General features: G+C 61.9%; 15 protein-coding genes. 9 read left to right on the top strand and 6 right to left on the bottom strand.

The genetic code is table 11. The features are described from left to right. The first annotated feature begins 155 nt into the window (after nt 1-155). Both P8H27_RS17930 and P8H27_RS17925 read left to right on the top strand, forming a co-directional pair. Nucleotides 156-1,334, top strand: a complete 1,179-nt coding sequence (locus P8H27_RS17930; protein WP_289639033.1) for a VWA domain-containing protein — start codon at nt 156-158, stop codon at nt 1,332-1,334. A gap of 416 nt (nt 1,335-1,750) precedes the next feature. Further along, nucleotides 1,751-3,421, top strand: coding sequence for an ATP-binding protein (locus P8H27_RS17925; protein ID WP_308446826.1), 1,671 nt, complete (start codon nt 1,751-1,753; stop codon nt 3,419-3,421). 130 nt (nt 3,422-3,551) lie between these two features. On the opposite strand, the gene P8H27_RS17920 is transcribed toward P8H27_RS17925, so the two are convergent. Continuing rightward, nucleotides 3,552-4,220 (bottom strand): response regulator transcription factor, encoded by a 669-nt coding sequence (locus P8H27_RS17920; RefSeq protein ID WP_289639032.1) that lies wholly within the window; start codon nt 4,218-4,220, stop codon nt 3,552-3,554. 902 nt (nt 4,221-5,122) lie between these two features. On the opposite strand from P8H27_RS17920, the gene P8H27_RS17915 reads away from it, so the two are divergent. Genes P8H27_RS17915 through P8H27_RS17905 form a run of 3 tightly spaced genes read left to right on the top strand, consistent with a single transcriptional unit; the run spans nt 5,123 to nt 9,560 of the window. Next, on the top strand, nt 5,123-6,862 hold the full coding sequence (locus P8H27_RS17915; RefSeq protein WP_289639030.1) for a type I secretion system permease/ATPase: 1,740 nt from the start codon (nt 5,123-5,125) through the stop codon (nt 6,860-6,862). Nucleotides 6,863-6,868: 6 nt separating this feature from the next. Continuing rightward, nucleotides 6,869-8,215, top strand: a complete 1,347-nt coding sequence (locus tag P8H27_RS17910; RefSeq protein ID WP_289639029.1) for an HlyD family type I secretion periplasmic adaptor subunit — start codon at nt 6,869-6,871, stop codon at nt 8,213-8,215. Between the two features lies 1 nt (nt 8,216). Further along, on the top strand, nt 8,217-9,560 hold the full coding sequence (locus P8H27_RS17905; RefSeq protein WP_289639028.1) for a TolC family outer membrane protein: 1,344 nt from the start codon (nt 8,217-8,219) through the stop codon (nt 9,558-9,560). 19 nt (nt 9,561-9,579) lie between these two features. On the opposite strand, the gene P8H27_RS17900 is transcribed toward P8H27_RS17905, so the two are convergent. Next, complete coding sequence (locus tag P8H27_RS17900) at nt 9,580-10,497, bottom strand: DMT family transporter (RefSeq protein WP_289639040.1); 918 nt, start codon at nt 10,495-10,497, stop codon at nt 9,580-9,582. 143 nt (nt 10,498-10,640) lie between these two features. On the opposite strand from P8H27_RS17900, the gene P8H27_RS17895 reads away from it, so the two are divergent. Further along, the gene (locus P8H27_RS17895) at nt 10,641-12,065 is read left to right on the top strand and encodes a PLP-dependent aminotransferase family protein (protein ID WP_289639027.1); all 1,425 of its coding nucleotides are present in this window, start codon (nt 10,641-10,643) and stop codon (nt 12,063-12,065) included. Nucleotides 12,066-12,137: 72 nt separating this feature from the next. Here the strand turns inward: P8H27_RS17895 and P8H27_RS17890 are convergent, their stop codons facing one another. The 3 genes from P8H27_RS17890 to P8H27_RS17880 form a co-directional block, all read right to left on the bottom strand. Beyond that, nucleotides 12,138-12,662: a DUF2937 family protein gene (locus P8H27_RS17890; RefSeq protein WP_289639026.1), complete on the bottom strand. Its 525-nt coding sequence runs from the start codon at nt 12,660-12,662 to the stop codon at nt 12,138-12,140. 33 nt (nt 12,663-12,695) lie between these two features. After that, nucleotides 12,696-13,472, bottom strand: a complete 777-nt coding sequence (locus P8H27_RS17885) for a class II glutamine amidotransferase (RefSeq protein ID WP_289639024.1) — start codon at nt 13,470-13,472, stop codon at nt 12,696-12,698. Nucleotides 13,473-13,633: 161 nt separating this feature from the next. Then, complete coding sequence (locus P8H27_RS17880; RefSeq protein WP_289639023.1) at nt 13,634-14,116, bottom strand: MFS transporter; 483 nt, start codon at nt 14,114-14,116, stop codon at nt 13,634-13,636. A gap of 158 nt (nt 14,117-14,274) precedes the next feature. Here P8H27_RS17880 and P8H27_RS17875 point away from each other — a divergent pair, with 158 nt between their 5' ends. Continuing rightward, a complete protein-coding gene (locus P8H27_RS17875) occupies nt 14,275-16,317 on the top strand; it encodes a S9 family peptidase (RefSeq protein ID WP_289639022.1) in 2,043 nt (680 codons plus the stop codon). 94 nt (nt 16,318-16,411) lie between these two features. Here P8H27_RS17875 and P8H27_RS17870 read toward each other — a convergent pair whose 3' ends face one another. Beyond that, nucleotides 16,412-16,738 carry a hypothetical protein gene (locus tag P8H27_RS17870; RefSeq protein WP_289639021.1) on the bottom strand — a complete coding sequence of 109 codons (327 nt, stop codon included), beginning with the start codon at nt 16,736-16,738 and terminating at the stop codon, nt 16,412-16,414. 131 nt (nt 16,739-16,869) lie between these two features. On the opposite strand from P8H27_RS17870, the gene P8H27_RS17865 reads away from it, so the two are divergent. Both P8H27_RS17865 and P8H27_RS17860 read left to right on the top strand, forming a co-directional pair. Then, the gene (locus P8H27_RS17865; RefSeq protein ID WP_289639020.1) at nt 16,870-17,244 is read left to right on the top strand and encodes a YajD family HNH nuclease; all 375 of its coding nucleotides are present in this window, start codon (nt 16,870-16,872) and stop codon (nt 17,242-17,244) included. Between the two features lie 147 nt (nt 17,245-17,391). Beyond that, nucleotides 17,392-17,859 carry an RNA methyltransferase gene (locus tag P8H27_RS17860; protein WP_289639019.1) on the top strand — a complete coding sequence of 156 codons (468 nt, stop codon included), beginning with the start codon at nt 17,392-17,394 and terminating at the stop codon, nt 17,857-17,859. The last annotated feature ends 15 nt before the right edge of the window (nt 17,860-17,874 follow it).

The raw sequence follows: 17,874 nt of genomic DNA, 5'->3' as shown, positions 1-17,874 counted from the left end.
ACCGCTGCGCGTCGGCCATGCTGCGTTGAGATCAGGTTCGGAATGCTCATTTACAGACGTAAACTCCGCTTCCTCGCCTGCCCTCGCCTTGCCTGGCTCTAGCTCGCAGCCCCTGGAACGATTTTAGGAGTCAACGATTACACGAGGATGCAGCCATGCTGCTCAACCTGTTCAATGAAATGCGCGCGGCCAAGGTGCCGGTGTCGGTGCGCGAGCTGCTCGACCTGATCAACGCGCTGCAACACAACGTGGTGTTCGCCGACATGGACGAGTTCTACTTCCTCGCCCGCACCATCCTGGTCAAGGACGAGCGCCACTTCGACAAGTTCGACCGGGCCTTCGCCGCCTACTTCAAGGGCCTGGAAAACCTCAACCAGCACATCGAGGCGTTGATCCCCGACGAATGGCTGCGCCAGGAGTTCGAGCGCTCGCTGAGCGACGAGGAGCGCGCCAGGATCGAGTCCCTCGGCGGCCTGGACAAGCTGATCGAGGAATTCAAGAAACGCCTGGAAGAACAGAAGGAGCGCCACGCTGGCGGCAACCGCTGGATCGGCACCGGCGGCACCAGCCCGTTCGGTTCCGGCGGTTTCAACCCCGAGGGCATCCGCGTCGGCGATGCCGGCAAACGCCAGGGCCGCGCGGTCAAGGTCTGGGATCAGCGCGAATACAAGAACCTCGACGACCAGGTCGAGCTGGGCACGCGCAACATCAAGATCGCCCTGCGCCGCCTGCGCAAGTTCGCCCGCCAGGGCGCCCAGGACGAGCTGGATCTGGACGGCACCATCGACCACACCGCCAAGGACGGCGGCCTGCTGAATATCCAGATGCGCCCGGAACGGCGCAACACGGTCAAGCTGCTGATCCTGTTCGACATCGGCGGCTCGATGGATGCCCACGTCAAGGTCTGCGAGGAACTGTTCTCCGCCTGCAAGACCGAGTTCAAGCACATGGAGTACTTCTACTTCCATAACTGCGTGTACGAGTCGGTGTGGAAGAACAACCTGCGCCGCAGCTCGGAGCGCTTCTCCACCCAGGACTTGCTGAACAAGTACGGCGCCGACTACAAGGTGGTGTTCGTCGGCGATGCGGCCATGGCGCCCTACGAAATCACCCAGGCCGGCGGCAGCGTCGAACACTGGAACGAAGAGCCGGGCTACGTGTGGGTCAAACGCTTTATGGAGAAGTACAAGAAGCTTGTCTGGATCAACCCCTACCCCAAGGACGCCTGGGGCTACACCGCCTCGACCAACATCCTGCGCGAGCTGCTGGAAGACAAGATGTATCCGCTCACCCTGCAGGGCTTGGAAGACGGCATGAAGTTCCTCTCCAAGTAGGCGCGACTGCAGCCGCGATCGTTGCCGGTGTTTAGCCGGCCGCCGAAAAAGGCTACGTCCCTGCGACGTGTCGCATAAGGGGGGGGCGCAGCGGATTTATCCGCAATTTTCGCGGCTGAAGCCTGCGGACAGATCCTCGCGCCTGGGCGTGTTGGCAACAGTTAACGAGGCATAGCCAAGAAAATGGCTCGGTATCCGTTAGGTGTTGTATCACCGGGCGCGAACGGCCTGCGATCCGTCGGAGGCCCGACCTCGGGGCGAGCTTTGGCGATACCGCGAAACGATGGGCAGGCAGCCCTGCGGGTTGCATTCGCCGCGGGGCGCGTGCCCCACATGGAGGTGGGAAATGCCGCTAGCCTGTCAGGAACAGGTGCGGCCCTCCGCAAGAGATCGCGCCTGCAACACACAATTGAGGCATGGCCACGAAAATCCCTGGTTGCAATCACCGACAACCCGCGAATCCTCAACTAGCTTATGAAGAGGACAGGTTGCAGGCGTTTGGGCAGCAGCCTGCCCTCGCCCGGCCGTCGGCGGCGGCTCGCTCAAAGCACCCGGGAGAGACGCATATGCCTAAAGATGCGAAAGCCGAATCAGAGTCGGCGGCATCCCTCCAGGCACCGAATGAGGCGCTGGCCAGAACCGCGCCGATGTCGGGCGCCCCACACATCTCATGGTGGCAACAGCTATCGGCCATGGCCGGCAGGTTCAGCCGCGCCACACGGTTTCTGTTCGCCGCGACGATCACTGTGGGATTGACGATGGCCTTTGTCGGCAACCTGATCAGCCAGCAGATCAAACTGGCCGCCGCACAAAGTGCAGGCGAAGGCGCGGCTATCTATATGGAGGCGTACCTGAGTGAACATATCCAGGGGTTAGCCTCAGCCCGCACGCTACCCGATGCCAGCAAGCAAGCCATCGACAAGCTGATGAGCAACACCTCTCTCAAGCAACATGTCGTTTCGGTGAAAATCTGGCTGCCCGACGGCAGCAATGTCTACAGCACCAGAGAGCTGCCAGCGAACCAGTTCTACCCGTCGGAATCCATCGCCCAGGCCATGCAGGGCAAAATAGTCACCAGCTTGAGCGAATTGGATCAGGAGGAACATGCCTATGAGCACAGCCTCAACATTCCGCTCTACGAAACCTATGTACCACTGCGCGAGCTTGGCAGTGGACGGGTTCTGGCAGCAGGTGAGTTCTACGAAATGGAGCACGAAATCGGCAGCATCCATCAGGAGGTGTGGGCCACCATCGCGGCAGCCTCCATCGCCATGCTGATACTGCTGTTCTGCATTGTCAGGCACGGCGACCGGATCATCGAACGGCAGCAGATAGCATTGCGCCAACAGATGCACGAGCAGGATCAACTGCACCAGCAAAACACCGCCTTGCAGGACAAGATCACTAGCGCAAGCCATGAGTTCTCGACCATCACCGAACTCACCCTCAGACGCCTCGGCGCCGACTTGCATGACGGCCCGGCACAGCTGCTGACCCTGATCCTGCTGCGCATCGATGAGTTGAGCGGACTGCGTGAGCGCTACTTGCAAGAGGGCGAAAACCCCAGTAGCGATGCCTTGGAAACCATCCGCAGTGCAGCGCAGGATAGTCTGCGGGAAATTCGCGGCATCTCCCGCGGCCTGGCCTTGCCGGAAATCAACGTGCTGAGCCTGCATGAAGAATTACAGCTGGTGGTGCAGCGGCATGAGCTGCGGACTGAGAGCAAGGTGAAACTCTCCCTGGGCAATTTACCCAGCGGGGTGCCGTTGCCCTATAAAATCTGCATTTACCGCCTGGTTCAAGAAGCGCTGAACAATGCATTTCACCATGCCGGCGGCAAACAACAGCAGGTTAGTGCCAGTTACCGGGGCGGATTGCTGGAGGTGCAGATTGAGGATGCCGGCGCAGGTATTAGCGCGGAGGCCCTGCAGGCCAAGAGCCGCGGCCGATCACGCCTTGGCCTGGTCGGCATGCGCTACCGTGTGGAGTCGCTCGGCGGTCGATTCAGCATCGAGTCAGCGCCTGAGCACGGCACCCGGATCAAGGCCCAGTTCAATATGGCGGCGGCCGATAGCGACAACTCTTGAGTGTGCAACTGACGGTTTGTCGCGATGCCTGGATCGCCCCCGACAAGCGGCAGCACCACTGCACCACCACGGCCGGTCACTGGCCGATTGTCAGAACTGCCGGCCCTTTAGGCACAACTGGGAAGCTGGCTTATCGTGCGCGAATATCGACATCCCAGCCCTTTTGCATGTCCCACTGACGCCGAGCCGCTGTCACCGCCTCGACTCGATTCCGCGCATGGAATTTTTGCATGATGATGGTCATGTAGTACTTGACGGTTTTTTCGCTGAGTCCGAGCTTGGCCGCCACCTCACGATTGGTCAGCCCTTCAGCGACCTCACGGATGACCTGCTCTTCCCTGCAGGTAAGTTCGACGCCACGCGCTTCACTTTCATGCTTCCTTAAATGGCTCAGTAGGCGGCTGGCAAACTCCGGGGTAATGAAGGTTTCCCCCTTGGCCACGCTGCGGATCGCCAACACCAGTTCAGGACCGCTCACGCCTTTGAGTACATAGCCCCGGGCGCCACTCTCCAAAGCCGCGAATGCGTCATTCTCGGACTCGGAAACAGTTAATATCAGCACGTTTACCGCCGGCTGCGCCTTACTGATCGCGCGCACCGCGGCAAAGCTATCGCCGGGCATGTTCACATCCATCAACAACACATCGGGTATGCAGCGCGCCGCAATCTCCCGCGCCTCATCGGCGGAGTCGCCCTGCGCCACCACGTCGAAGTCCGCCTCCTTCTGCAAGGTTGTGGCCACCCCTTGGCGCAACAATGGATGGTCGTCGACTATGCCGATCCTGATCTTGTCATTCATACGAAATCCTCCCGGTGGCAATGGGGTTTCGATTCGGCCATGCCTCCCGCTAGCTGTTGCAACAACCAGTGGCTCTCACTATCGACTCTCATAGTGTCGAGCTCGATGCAACGGCCCCGCATTGGCGAGGGCGACCCGCAGCGCCGACCACTCGTGAGCGCAGCGAACAGTCCGCCGCCCCCTTGGCCTAACGGCGTACTGCTTCACGAGTACGCCCTACGGGCTGATCACAGCATTAGCGCGCCACCTCAACCCGGCGAGCAAAACACAAAACAGGAAGTTATGTACCTGCACGCCCACCGTGCAAAGGTGCGGCGGCATGGCCGTCCGGCAAAATGCTCACGCACGAGCATCCGCGAGCCAGTGGCGCTCGGCAGTGCTCATTAGAGTGGGATTTTCCCGCAAGGATTCCCCAAAAATGCGGCATTGAATATCAGCCACGGGGAGCTGTAGATCGAATAGATGCCCTAGCGCAGACAGCATGATCGTGACGCACAACAAGACTCTGCTCATGATGAATGCCCAGTGTTGGCAGCCGACATACGCCACCACGCCCTCTCCTGCGCGGCATGCTTTCAGCTGTTCCTCACAACTAGACTAAAGTCTCGGAGCTTAGCCCTGTCAAGAGTCCGTCGGAGAAAATACCAAAAACCTTTACAAATCATAAGTCACTGCCAGCAATAGAAAATAGATTCACCCACATTCAAACAAGGGGCGCCCCGTTTGAATCCTTCCTGCGCTTGCGTGAACCCTGAAAACCGATCTATACCTAGTTGGCAAGTCACTTCTTTGGCGGCTGACGAAGATATTTTTGTGCGCTCGCCCTGGCTCGTCAGAGACCAACGACTCGCAGTCTTAGCCGCAGCTAAGCACTCAGAGATCCGCAGTCCTGGAGGTTCAATATGGATATGTTGTCGTCCCCTCGCTCCGAGCTAGCTGAGGTGCTGTTCCGCTTGCGCAAGACCTTCTATGCCCTGGCCTCTTTCAGCGGGGTGATCAATGTGCTGATGCTGACCCCTGCGGTGTACATGCTGCAGGTGTATGACCGCGCACTGGTCAGCAGCAACATCACCACCCTGCTGATGCTGACCGTGCTGGTGGTAGGCCTGTATGTACTGATGGCCCTGCTGGAAGTGGTGCGTTCGAGCGTGCTGATTCGCGTCGGCAACCGCCTCGACATGATGCTCAACCAGCGCGTGTTCGGCGCCGCGTTCGAACGCAACCTGCGCCGCGCAGGCGGGAATCCGGCGCAGGCGCTGCAAGACCTGTCCCAGGTGCGTCAATTTCTTACCGGCAATGGCCTGTTCGCCTTTTTCGATGCGCCCTGGACGCCGATTTTTTTGCTGGTGATCTACCTGGTTCACCCCATACTCGGGCTGGTCACCCTGATCGGTTCACTACTGCTGATCGCCCTCGCCTACCTGACCGAAATCAGCACCCGCAAGCCGCTGACCGAAGCCAACCAGGCTTCCATGGCTTCCGCCAACTTCGCCAATAACAACCTGCGCAACGCCGAAGTCATCGAGGCCATGGGCATGCTTCCCGCCATCCGTCAGCGCTGGTTCGGCAACCACCTGCGCACGCTGGAGATGCAGACCCTGGCGTCGGATCGCGCGGCCTATATCAACGGCACCACCCGCTTCGTGCGCATTACCCTGCAATCGCTGATCCTCGGCACCGGGGCACTGCTGGCGATCGAAGGCAAGATCACCCCGGGGATGATGATTGCCTGTTCGATCCTGGCCGGGCGCGCCCTGGCGCCGGTCGAGTTGGCCATCGCGACCTGGAAACAGTTGCTCACCAGCCGCTCGTCCTGGAGCCGCCTTAACACCCTGCTGGAAGATTTCCCCGCGCACAAATCGGGGATGTCGCTACCCAAGCCCCAGGGCATGCTCGCCGTGGAGGGCGCCTACGCCAACGCGCCCGGCTCATCGCTGAACATACTGCGCAACATCTCGTTCAACGTCTCGCCCGGCGAAGCACTGGGCATAATCGGCCCATCGGCCTCCGGCAAGTCGACCCTGGCGCGCTTGCTGGTTGGCGTCTGGCAGGCCTCGGCCGGCAAGGTGCGCCTGGACGGTGCCGATGTCTTCCTGTGGGACAAGGAAGAACTCGGCCCCTGGCTGGGCTACCTGCCACAGGATGTCGAACTGTTCGAAGGCAGCATCGCCGAGAACATCGCCCGCTTCGGCAAGATAGACAGCGAAGCAGTGATACTGGCGGCCCAGCAAGCCGGGGTGCACGAGATGATTCTGCACTTGCCGCATGGCTATGACACCCCATTGAGCGCGGACGGTGGCTCGCTGTCCGGTGGCCAGAAGCAACGCATCGGCCTGGCCCGCGCGCTGTACGGCGACCCTTCGCTGATCGTGCTGGATGAACCAAACGCCAGTCTCGACGACGTCGGTGAAGTGGCGTTGATCAAAGCCCTGGTCGGCCTCAAACAGCGCGGCAAAACCCTGATTCTGATCTCGCACCGACCGGCGGTAATGAACATAGTCGACAAGGTTTTGGTACTCCGTGAGGGCGCGACGCAGATGCTCGGCAGCCGCGACGAGGTCTTCAATGCACTCCGCCAGGCCAGTGTGATGCCGGCCGTTCCGGGTTCGCCGAACCTGGCGTCGGTCAAGTCCAAGGAGTGACAACGCATGTCTAATCTTGAATTCGAAAGCAAAAACCTACCGCAAGCCAACAACCCGCAGGGAATCGACGTCGACGACCGCCGCCCCGGACGCTGGGGACTGTGGTTGGTGGTCGCCGGTTTTGGCGGGTTTATCCTCTGGGCCGTCCTGGCGCCCCTGGATGCCGGAATAGTGGCCAATGCAACGGTCAATGTGACCGACAACCGCAAGACCATCCAGCACCTGAGCGGCGGTTCGGTCAAGACGATCCTGGTGCGCGAAGGCGACCTGGTGAAACGCAACCAAGCCCTGGTCGAACTCGACTCGACCCAGGCGATTGCCGAGCAAGGCGTGGTCAGCTCCCAGTACATAGTGGTGCGAACCGTTGAAAATCGCCTGCAGGCCGAACGCGATGGTCTGGACGAAGTGGCCTTCGATCCCGAGCTGCTCGCCCAATTCGCCGACGATCCGCGCCTGCGTGCGGCAACCCGTCTGCAACAGCGCCTGCTGACCACCCGCCGCTCGGCCTTGACCGGTGAAGCCGGGATCTTGCGGGAAAACATCCTCGGCGCCGAAGAGCAGCTCAAAGGCCTGCGCCAGGTTCAGGGCTCACGCTACGCGCAGATCAAATTTCTCAAGCAGGAACTGGAAGGTGTGCGCAGCCTCGCTGCAGAAGGTTATGTCACGCGCAATCGCATGCTCGAACTGGAGCGCAACGCGGCCGAACTGAATGCCTCGCTGGCGCAGAACATCGCCGAGATCGGTCGCACCCGCAACCAGATAGCCGAACTGAAACTGCGCATCCTGCAGCTCGAACAAAACCATCAGAAGGAAGTGCAGTCGCAATTGGCCGAGACGCAGAAGGAGGCCACAGCCCTCGCCGACCGTTTGCGCGCGCTCGACTATGAAGTCACCAACACGGTGATCCGCTCCCCCATCGACGGCGTCGTGTTAGGCCTCAACGTCACCACCATCGGCGGGGTGATTCAGGCCGGCTCGACTATCATGCATGTAGTGCCGGCAGGCGAACCGCTGCAGATAAACGCCATGATCCCGGTGCAGGCCATCGACAAGATGGCTCCAGGATTGCCGGTGGACATTGCCTTCCCCGCTTTCAACCACGCGCAAACACCGAACATCCCGGGCCGCGTACTCACCGTATCGGCGGATCGACTGATCGATGAAACCAACAAACAACCCTATTACCTCGCCGAGGTCGAGGTGACCGAAATGGGCATGGAGATGCTCGGCAACAACCGGATTCGTCCTGGCATGCCGGCCACCGTGACGATCAAAACCGGCGAACGCAACCTAATGAGTTACCTGATGAAACCTATGCTCGATAGGATTGATGGTGCTTTCAAGGAGCAATAATATGGTGGCTCGTTTAGCTTTAGCTTGCCTGCTTGGACTGCCCAGCCTGCCCGCCGCAGCCCTGGATTTGCAGGAAGCCTGGAACACTCTGCGACTGCAAGGCCCAACCTACCGCGCCGCCATCCACGAGCGCGATGCCGGCCTGGAGAACCGGCCCCAGGGGCGCGCCGGCTTGCTGCCGCAACTCAGCGCCAGTGCCAGCAGAAGCCGCATCGATGGCACTCAGACGCAAGATAACCAGCTCGGCAACTCGGTCGAAAACGACCTGGACTATGACTCGCAAAACTTGGTCGTGCAGCTACGCCAGCCGCTGTTCAATCGGCAGAAGCTCGCCGAGTACCGTCAAGGCAAGCAACGCGCCAACTATAGCGAAGCGGTATTCGATGCAAAAACCCAGAATGTAGCGGTACGCCTGGCCGGGCGTTATTTCGATGTGCTGTTGACCCGGGAGACCATCGACTTGGCGCATGCCAAACTGAAGGCCTTCGAACAACAGGTATCGGCTTCGCAACGGCGTTTCGACCTGGGCGACGGCACCGTCACCGACATCGATCAGGCCACGGCACGGCGCGACCTGGCTTACGCCGAACTGATCGAGGCCCAGGACAACCAGGTGATTGCTCTGCGCCTGCTGCAGGAAATGCTCGGCGAGGTGCCCGAGCATGTCGCCACCTTGCGCCACGACTTTCCCACTCCGGGCTTGCACCCCGAAACCCTGCAGGAGTGGCTAAACAAGGCCCAGGCGAACAACCCGGCCCTGCGGGCGCGGCGTTACAGCCACGGCGTAGCGGAAGAGGAAGTCAACCGGGCCAGCAGCGGACATTGGCCGACCCTCGACCTGGTGCTGGGTTATACCGACAGCGAAAGCGACTCCATCTCCACCATCAACCAGCAGAACCGTTACGCATCGGCCGGGCTGGAGTTCAATATGCCGCTGTTCTCCGGAGGCTCCGTCAGCTCCAAGGTGCGCCAGGCCGTGGCCAGTCGCGAACAGGCCGGCGAAGAACTGAATGCCACCCGCGAGGAAGTATTCTCGGCCACTACCCGTGAGTTTCGCGGGGTGCAAAGCGGCCAGGCACGCATCGCCGCCTTGGAGCGAGCCGTCGCCTCCAGCGAACGCGCGCAGGACTCGGCCAAGAAAGGCTTCCTCGCCGGCTCCAGCACCAACGTCGACATCCTCAATGCCGAAGAACAGGTATTTATCGCCCGCCGCGACCTGCTGGAAGCCAAGTTGCGCTACCTGCTGTCGCGCTTGCAGCTGGAGGCGGCCGTGGGCCTGCTCGGCGACGACGACATCAGCCGGGTCAACGCCTACCTAGGGCCGGAATTGGTTCTGGGCTATTGAGGTCGCGCCCATTCTCCAGTTACGTGTTGCATGACGAGGACATGGCCTTGTTCTTCGCCAGGATTTTTTCCAACGGGAGCTTGGTAATGGCGAAGCCCGCCAGCAGCAGCGCCGAGTAACCGAGCAGATCGCTGGAAACCGGCCGCCCCTCGTACCAAGCACCGATGATCACGGCGAACACCGGAAAAATGATGAACACGAACGACAGCGGCACCGGGCTGAGCCGCTTGAGCAGGAAAAAATAGACAATAAAACCGCCGACCGAAGCGACCAGCCCCAGATAGCTCAAGGCGCCCCAGGAGCGCAGGGTGACCGCGGTAAAATCCGGCTGCTCCAGCCACAGCCCGGCGAGGCACAGCATCAGTCCGGCAAGACCGATCGGCAGGGTGTTATAGGTGATTACGCTAATGGCAGCGCCCTTCTGCTTGGTGACCACGTAACACAGGGCATGCATCAGCGCCGCCGCGAGGATCGCCAAGACCCCGAGCAACTCCGTACTTTGCAGGTGCAGCCCCTGACTCTTGATGATCATGAACAGGCTGGCGAAGCCGATAACGATGCCCGCCACCTGCGAACCGTAGATCCTTTCCCGCAGCAACAACGCGGAAAAGATCAGGATGAACACCGGCATGCTGCTGAACAGCAACGCGGTGAGTCCCGAGGAAACGTACATCTCCCCGTAGTTCAGCAGGTAATAGGGCAGGCTGAAATAGCTCAAGGTGACGAACACGCAGAAGCCGAGGCTTTGCCGGGGGAAGAAGATCGGCTCCCGGCGCAACGCGGCGAAACTCAGGAACAGCGGAAACGCAATCAGAAAGCGCAAGCCGGCGGCAGTCAGCGGCGGCACGCTCTCGACGGCAATCTTGATGCCCAGCCAGGTAGTCCCCCAGCTCAGACAGACGATCAAAAACAGCAGGCTGGTGACGAATCCGGCCAGCCACTGCTTGCGCAGCTTTTCGGTGTTGGCAATTGCAACGGCGATTGGCATGATGTCAATTCTTCCATTTATTGGAAATGCGCTGAAAAATCTAAGGCAATCCGCCCGCTATCGGGTGTCGAAGCAGACTATTAGGGCGAAATATGGCTGTCAAAAGAATTATTGACACGGTGCCAATACTCGAGAACGCACTCGCCTCAGGCCAGGGCGCCAAGTACCAGCGATTGGCCCTGGCCCTGCAAGCGGGGATTCTCGAAGGCTCTATCGAGGCCGGAGCAAAGCTGCCGCCCCATCGCACGCTGGCGGATCAACTGGGCGTGACCATAGGCACGATCAGCCGCGCTTACGCCGAACTGGAACGCACGGGCCTGGTGCTGGCCCGGGTCGGTGACGGCACCTTCGTGCGCCAGCGCGGGCAGCAGCGCACGGCCGATCCGGGGTTTCGCAACGTCCTCGATGAGCCCCAGCGGTACTTCGACATGAGCCACAACATGCACATCCCAGGGCATGAAACGGCCTGTTTGGCGCACAGCCTGAAAGAACTGAGCAACGACCCGCAGACCTTGCAGGAGCTCACGCGCTACACCGCGGACGTCGGTCTGCCGCACTATCGCCAGGCCGGCGCGCGCTGGTTGGCCCATGGCGACTTTGCCCCCCATGCGGATCAGGTAGTGTGCGTCAATGGCGGCCAGCACGGCCTGTTCTGCACCCTTATGGCCCTGCTCCGGGCGGGCGACACCCTGGTCACCGAACAGCTCACCTACCCGGGACTGATCAGCGCCGCACGTTTTCTCGGCATCAAGCTGCTGGGCATCGAAATGGACGACCAGGGGCTGCGCCCCGAATCCCTGGAACAACTGTGCCGCAGCCACCGGGTGTCCGCCCTGTACTGCACGCCGACCTTGCAAAACCCGACCAGCACTGTGCTCTCTGCCGCGCGCCGGCAAGCCATTGCGCAGATCTGTCGCGCGCACAATCTATTGATTCTGGAAGACGAAGCCCATGCCGTGCTGGTGCTCGACCGTCCGCCGCCCCTTAGCCAGTACGCACCTGAACGCAGCATCCTCATCGGCAGCCTGAGCAAGGCGGTGGCCGCGGGCTTGCGGGTGGGTTACCTGCATGCGCCAGCGTCGCTGATCGGCCGCCTGTCCGCCGCGCTACGGGCCACCTGCTGGATGGCCACCCCCCTGCCCCTGGAGCTGGCGACCCGCTGGATCGATGACGGCACCGCGCAAACGCTGTTGCATCAGCAGATCGCCGAGATCGGCAGACGCAAGAAACAGGTGGCTGGCTTGCTCGACGGCCTGAACTACTGGAGCCACCCACAGAGCCCGCACTACTGGATCGAGGTAGCCGAACCCTGGCGCGCGGCGGAGATCGAAGCCGAGCTCAAGCAGAAGCACTACCTGGTCAGCGCGGCCGAAGCCTTCGCCGTGGGGCGCAATGCGGTACCGCAGTTCATCCGCGCCAGCGTCAGCAATGCATCAGGCAACGACCAACTGCTCTACGACGGCTTCCTCGCCCTGGCCACCAGCCTGTGCCAGAACGCCAGCCACTTCGATCAGTGAGCCCGAGCGCTCCTCGACGGCGCGACCAACCTCCGGGCTGGCTGGTCGCTCGGCCAGCCCTTCAACGGCCCGCTAGCGCCAGTGTCGGTGCTGCACCTTCTGGCTGCGACCGACGCCGAGCAGCACGCCGACCATCAGCAGCAGGCTTTCCGCCAGCCAGGCCAGCAGCAAGGCACAGACCAGTCCCCAGGCGATGGCTTGCGGCGCCAGCAGCACCTGATAACGGTAAGCGCTGTAGGTTTCCTCCAGCAACTCGCCATCGGCCGCCGTCGCCAGGTGCCAGACCTGGGCGTACCACGGCCGTTGCATGGCCTGCCACTCCAATTCGAGGAAACTGGCGCGATCGACGAGATCAGCCACGCTCTGCGCGTCGCTGCGCATCACCGGATCCTTGCTGGCCTGATAGTGCGTCACCAACGCCTGCAGGTCGCTGTTGAAAAAGCGCGTGGCGGTTGCGCGAAAACCCTTCAGACCCTGCTCCGATTCCAGCCGATGGGCTTCGACACGTTTGCCGTAATCATCGATAAAGCCTGGCACCTGCACACCCACCAACAGCCCCAAGGCAAACAGCACCAAGCGTAGATAGCTTCTGAACATCGCCCCTCCCTTGATTCCAAGTTCTCCACGCGCTCAGTCGGTCAAGCCCTGAGCCACACACTCGCCACGCCGCCACAACCGCCATTCGCCCGGTTGATACAGATTCCAGCGCTCGTTATCGGTCAAGGGCTCGGTGGCCAGCACCGTCACCACATCGTCGGGCGTGGTCTCGGCCTGGAAATCCACCCGCACGTCGGCATCTTTCAACCGTGCCGGGCCAAAGGGCGCGCGCCGGGTAATGTGCGCCAACTTGCTCGAGCAGAAGCTGAATAACCAGTCGCCATCGCTGAGCAGACAGTTGAAGACGCCGTATTGGCGGTAGGCCGCGCAGGCAGCCACCAGGGTGGGCAAAAGCAGCTCAACTGCCACCGGCTCGGGGAAAGCCTGGCGCAGGCCGTTGAGCAGATCGCAAAAAGCCGCCTCGCTGTCGGTATCGCCGACGGGCCAGTAGAAATTCGGTGCCGGAGAAAAGCCCGCCAACTGGCCGTTGTGCGCGAAACACCAGTTACGCCCCCACAACTCGCGTACGAACGGATGGGTATTGGCCAGACTGACCTTGCCAACGTTGGCCTGGCGGATATGGCCGATCACAACTTCGCTCTTGATCGGGTAACGCTGTACCAGTTGCGCCACTTGCGACTCGCTGCTGGCGCGCGGATCCTGGAACAGGCGCAGGCCGCGGCCTTCATAGAAACCGATCCCCCAACCGTCGCGGTGCGGCCCGGTGTCGCCGCCGCGGCGCATCAGCCCGGTAAAGCTGAAAACGATATCGGTGGGCACATTGGCGCTCATGCCGAGCAATTCACACATGGTTAAATCTCTCGACTCTGTGCACAGAAGCTCCATGCTGAACGATCTGGATCGACGGGTGCAAGCAATGAGCTCTTGCGCCGTTATATGCAGGCGGCCCGAGTGGCGTGGATGAGATAGATCCGCAGGCACGCCCAGTCATTTAGCCGCGAAGAATCCGCTTAAAGTCGCGGTTCGACCCGTGTCCGGCCCTTGCCACCCTGGTCGTAACGCGTATCGGCATAGTCGCCATTCTCGCGTTGCATGATCTCGCGCAGGGTCGGCACATCCTCATCGCCGGCCTGCGGCTGCGGGCCACGACGGCCCTTCCACCAGCGTTCCAAGGGCCAGCGAATGGCCACGAACAGCAAATACAGGGCGAATGCGACCAAGCCGTACATGGCCAGATCGGCCACCGCGCGCCAGGCGCTGTTACCCACATCCAGCAACAGATCCATCGCGCTGATGGCAATCGCCGGGGCGAGCACCTCCTCCTTGACCGGGTCGACGACGGTCGGGCTGAACAGCAGCACCGCCACCAGCACACGCAAGGGTTCACGCAGGTAACGCCACATCCAGCGAGTCAGGCGAAACCACACCAACAGGCAACCCAGGGCCGCGATGGCATAGACGCCCCAGGCAAGTAAATAGTCGTTCTCGATCATAAAGCGCGGATCTCTAAGCATGACGGGGCTGGCCCGTTGAAAAATACAGCGCGCGAAGGCTGCATTTTTCAACGGCCTGCTGACGCAGTGCGGCTTATGATAACGGCTTTTCCGAAGCCCGGCGCCTTGACTGTCGGCCATACCGACTTGGAGTCCCCATGCCGCACGCCCCTATCGCCCGCACCGAGAACGCAGCCGACCCTTACCGCTGGCTGGAGAAGCGCGACAGCGAGGAAGTACTCGAGTACCTCAAGGCAGAAAACACCTACCTGGAAGCCGAATTGGCCGAGCAACGCGAGCTGCGCGAAGCGCTGTTCCAGGAGATCAAGGGCCGTATCCGCGAGACCGACCTGTCGCTGCCTTCGCCCTGGGGCGCCTATCTGTATTACCAACGCACCACCGCCGGCGACGAATACCCGCGCCACTACCGCTGCCCGCGCCCGGCCGATGGCTCGCTCGACGCCGATGAAAGCGCCGAGCAACTGCTACTCGACCCCAACGCCCTGGCCAACGGCGGTTTTCTCTCGCTCGGCAGCTTCAGCGTCAGCCAGGACCACCAGCTTCTGGCCTACAGCCTGGACACCAGCGGCGACGAGACTTACCAGCTGTTCGTCAAGAACCTGGTCACTGGCGAGCTCAGCGAGCTGCCCTTCACCGACTGCGACGGCAGCATGACCTGGGCCAACGACAGCCAGACGCTGTTCTTCGGCGAACTGGACGACTGCCATCGCCCGCACAAGCTGTATCGCCACCGGCTCGGCAGCGACTCGGCCGAACTGGTGTTCCACGAGGCCGACGGGCGTTTCTTTCTCAACTGCTACCGCGCCAGTTCCGAACGTCAGTTGGTGCTGCTGCTCAATAGCAAAACCACCAGCGAGGTCTGGGTGCTGGATGCCGACACCCCGGACGCGACATTCAGCTGCCTGGCAACACGCGAGGACGGTCACGAATATTACGTCGACCACGGCAAAGTCGATGGCGACTGGGCCTGGCTGATCCGCAGCAACCAGAGCGGTATCAACTTCGCCTTGTACTGCGTGAAGCAAAGCACCGCCGCGCAGACGCCGAGCCGCGAACATTGGCAGCCACTACGCGGCCATGACCCGCAGGTGATGCTCGAAGGCGTGAGTTTGAACGACAGCGCGCTGATCCTCAGCCTGCGCGAGGGTGGCCTGCCGATCATCGAGGTGCATGCCCGGGATCAACCCGCCTATCGGGTGATCCTGCCGGATGCCGCCTACAGCCTCTACGTGCAGGACAGCCTGGAGTTCGCCAGCCCGGTGATTCGTCTGCGCTACGAAGCACTCAACCGTCCGGCGCAGATCCGCCAACTGAGTCTCGCCAGCGGCGCACAACAGGTACTCAAGGAAACCCCGGTACTCGGCCCGTTCGACGCCGACAGCTATGTCAGCCAGCGCCTGTGGGCCACCGCCCCGGACGGCAGCCAGGTGCCCATCAGCCTGGTGGCCAAGCGTGCCGTGCTTGGCCAGCCTGCCCCGCTCTACCTCTATGGCTACGGTGCCTACGGCGAAAGCCTCGACCCCTGGTTCTCCCACGCGCGCCTGAGCCTGCTTGAGCGCGGTTGCGTCTTCGCCATTGCCCATGTGCGCGGCGGCGGCGAGCTGGGCGAAGCCTGGTACCGCGCCGGCAAACTGGAACACAAGCACAACAGCTTCAGCGACTTCATCGCCTGTGCCGAGCACCTGATCGCCAGCGGCTACACCAGTCCGGATCGGCTCGCCATCAGCGGCGGCAGCGCCGGCGGCCTGCTGATCGGCGCGGTGCTCAACCAGCGCCCCGAATTGTTCGCCGCCGCCATCGCCGAGGTGCCCTTCGTCGACGTGCTCAATACCATGCAGAATCCCGATCTGCCGCTGACCGTGACCGAGTACGACGAATGGGGCGACCCGCACGAGCCCGCGGTGTTCGAGCGGATCAAAAACTACGCGCCCTACGAAAACGTCAAGGCCCAGGCCTACCCGGCAATACTCGCCGTGGCCGGCTACAACGACAGCCGCGTGCAGTATTGGGAGGCGGCCAAGTGGGTGGCCAAGCTGCGCGCCAACAAGACCGATAACCGCCTGCTGCTGCTCAAGACCGACCTCGACGCCGGTCATGGCGGCATGAGCGGACGCTACCAGGCACTCAGGGACGTGGCGCTGGAATATGCCTTTCTGTTCAAGGTGTTCAAGCTGGGCTAGGCGCCTGCAGAGCGGTTGACAGCGATCCGCATCCGCCACGCTCGAACTCCAGGCTGCTCGCCGCGAAGCTTTGTCATTGCTGGCAAGGCTCAGTTTATTCGCGGCCCTTGCGGCTGCCCGGCAAGCCCTGACTGTTGCGCTGGCGCTGCTGCTCCAGTAGCGGTAACTCGCCATCTGGCGGAGCCAGGGAACCGCCGGAGGGATTGGCCTTGTAGCCCGTACCGTCGTTGAGCAAGGGCGGATTATTCGGCGCCGGACTCGGCAGATTGCGCGGCAGCGGCTGGCTGAAGGGCTGCGGCGTAGCGGTGCCGGGCGAGCCGGCCGGCCGCTCCTGGGGGATGAGCCCGGGGTAGTCCCGCGCATAAGACGCGAGACTGCACAGGGCCGCCAGGGCCAACGGCAACACGCTGGTCAGGCGCATCATCCACCTCCTGTTATCCGGGCTCTTGGCCTTTGGGCACGCGCGGGTTCGATAAGTGCCCGTCCGGCTGTTCTCGCCGACCACCGGCAGGGCTACACTGTCGGTATTAGTGTTTAGCCACGAGACCAACCATGAGCACGAACCCATCGCCCTCGCCTACCGCCAAGCTGGATCGCATCCTCGCCGAGGCCCAGCGCAGCCGCGAAGAAGGCTACCGGGATAAAGCCCTGAAAATGTACCCGCACGTCTGCGGCCGTTGCGCCCGGGAGTTTTCCGGCAAGCGCCTGAGCGAGTTGACCGTGCACCACCGCGACCACAACCACGACAACAACCCGCAAGATGGCTCCAACTGGGAGTTGCTGTGCCTGTACTGCCACGACAACGAGCACGCGCGCTACACCGACCAGCAGTACTTCAGCGAGGGCTCGACCGCCAGCCCGCAAGGAGCGAAATCGACCCACAAGGCCTTCGCCGACCTGGCTGCCCTGCTGAAAAACAAAGACTGAGGCTGCTTGCAGAGCGGACTCATGCATGCCGCTGCGCGGCGCTGGCGACCAGGGCACGCCGGGCGTGGCCGCGCTCCAACGCGCAAAGAGCGAGCCCCCTCGCCTTAACCCCGTATAATGCCGGTTTTTACCCGCAAGGCCGGCTACGTGGCGAACAAACGATACAGCTGCATTGGTTTATTCAACCCAAAATCCCCAGAGAACGTCGGCGCCGTCATGCGCGCGGCGGGTTGCTATGGGGTCAGCTCGGTGTTCTACACCGGCAAGCGCTATGAACGCGCCCGCGACTTCATCACCGACACCAAGCGCGTTTATATGGATATCCCGCTGATCGGCATCGATGACCTGCAGAAGATCATTCCGCTGGGCTGCACCCCGGTCGCGGTGGAGTTGGTCGACGGCGCCCGCCCCTTGCCGCAATACACCCACCCGGATCGCGCCATCTATATCTTCGGCCCGGAAGACGGCTCCCTCGACAAGGAGATCCGCGCCTGGTGCGAGGACGTGATCTATATCCCCACCCAGGGCTGCATGAACCTCGCAGCGACGGTCAATGTGGTGCTCTACGACCGCATGGCCAAGGGCAACCACACCAAGTCCGGGCCCAAGTTCTAGAGGCCGCAGGCCTGC

The sequence above is a fragment of the Pseudomonas sp. sp1636 genome (assembly GCF_030376615.1).
Classification (GTDB): Bacteria; Pseudomonadota; Gammaproteobacteria; order Pseudomonadales; family Pseudomonadaceae; genus Aquipseudomonas.
The sequence above is the reverse complement of the archived record's forward strand: the minus strand, read 5'-3'. Positions and strand labels throughout refer to the sequence as shown.

What these genes read in the sequence shown, in the direction of transcription:
- P8H27_RS17890 (WP_289639026.1), bottom strand. Translation starts at nt 12,662, where the DNA reads ATGTTCAGAAGCTATCTACGCTTGGTGCTGTTTGCCTTGGGGCTGTTG.
- P8H27_RS17870 (WP_289639021.1), bottom strand. Translation starts at nt 16,738, where the DNA reads ATGCGCCTGACCAGCGTGTTGCCGTTGGCCCTGGCGGCCCTGTGCAGT.
- P8H27_RS17885 (WP_289639024.1), bottom strand. Translation starts at nt 13,472, where the DNA reads ATGTGTGAATTGCTCGGCATGAGCGCCAATGTGCCCACCGATATCGTT.
- P8H27_RS17875 (WP_289639022.1), top strand. Translation starts at nt 14,275, where the DNA reads ATGCCGCACGCCCCTATCGCCCGCACCGAGAACGCAGCCGACCCTTAC.
- P8H27_RS17910 (WP_289639029.1), top strand. Translation starts at nt 6,869, where the DNA reads ATGTCTAATCTTGAATTCGAAAGCAAAAACCTACCGCAAGCCAACAAC.
- P8H27_RS17880 (WP_289639023.1), bottom strand. Translation starts at nt 14,116, where the DNA reads ATGATCGAGAACGACTATTTACTTGCCTGGGGCGTCTATGCCATCGCG.
- P8H27_RS17895 (WP_289639027.1), top strand. Translation starts at nt 10,641, where the DNA reads ATGGCTGTCAAAAGAATTATTGACACGGTGCCAATACTCGAGAACGCA.
- P8H27_RS17920 (WP_289639032.1), bottom strand. Translation starts at nt 4,220, where the DNA reads ATGAATGACAAGATCAGGATCGGCATAGTCGACGACCATCCATTGTTG.
- P8H27_RS17930 (WP_289639033.1), top strand. Translation starts at nt 156, where the DNA reads ATGCTGCTCAACCTGTTCAATGAAATGCGCGCGGCCAAGGTGCCGGTG.
- P8H27_RS17905 (WP_289639028.1), top strand. Translation starts at nt 8,217, where the DNA reads ATGGTGGCTCGTTTAGCTTTAGCTTGCCTGCTTGGACTGCCCAGCCTG.
- P8H27_RS17925 (WP_308446826.1), top strand. Translation starts at nt 1,751, where the DNA reads ATGGCCACGAAAATCCCTGGTTGCAATCACCGACAACCCGCGAATCCT.
- P8H27_RS17865 (WP_289639020.1), top strand. Translation starts at nt 16,870, where the DNA reads ATGAGCACGAACCCATCGCCCTCGCCTACCGCCAAGCTGGATCGCATC.
- P8H27_RS17915 (WP_289639030.1), top strand. Translation starts at nt 5,123, where the DNA reads ATGGATATGTTGTCGTCCCCTCGCTCCGAGCTAGCTGAGGTGCTGTTC.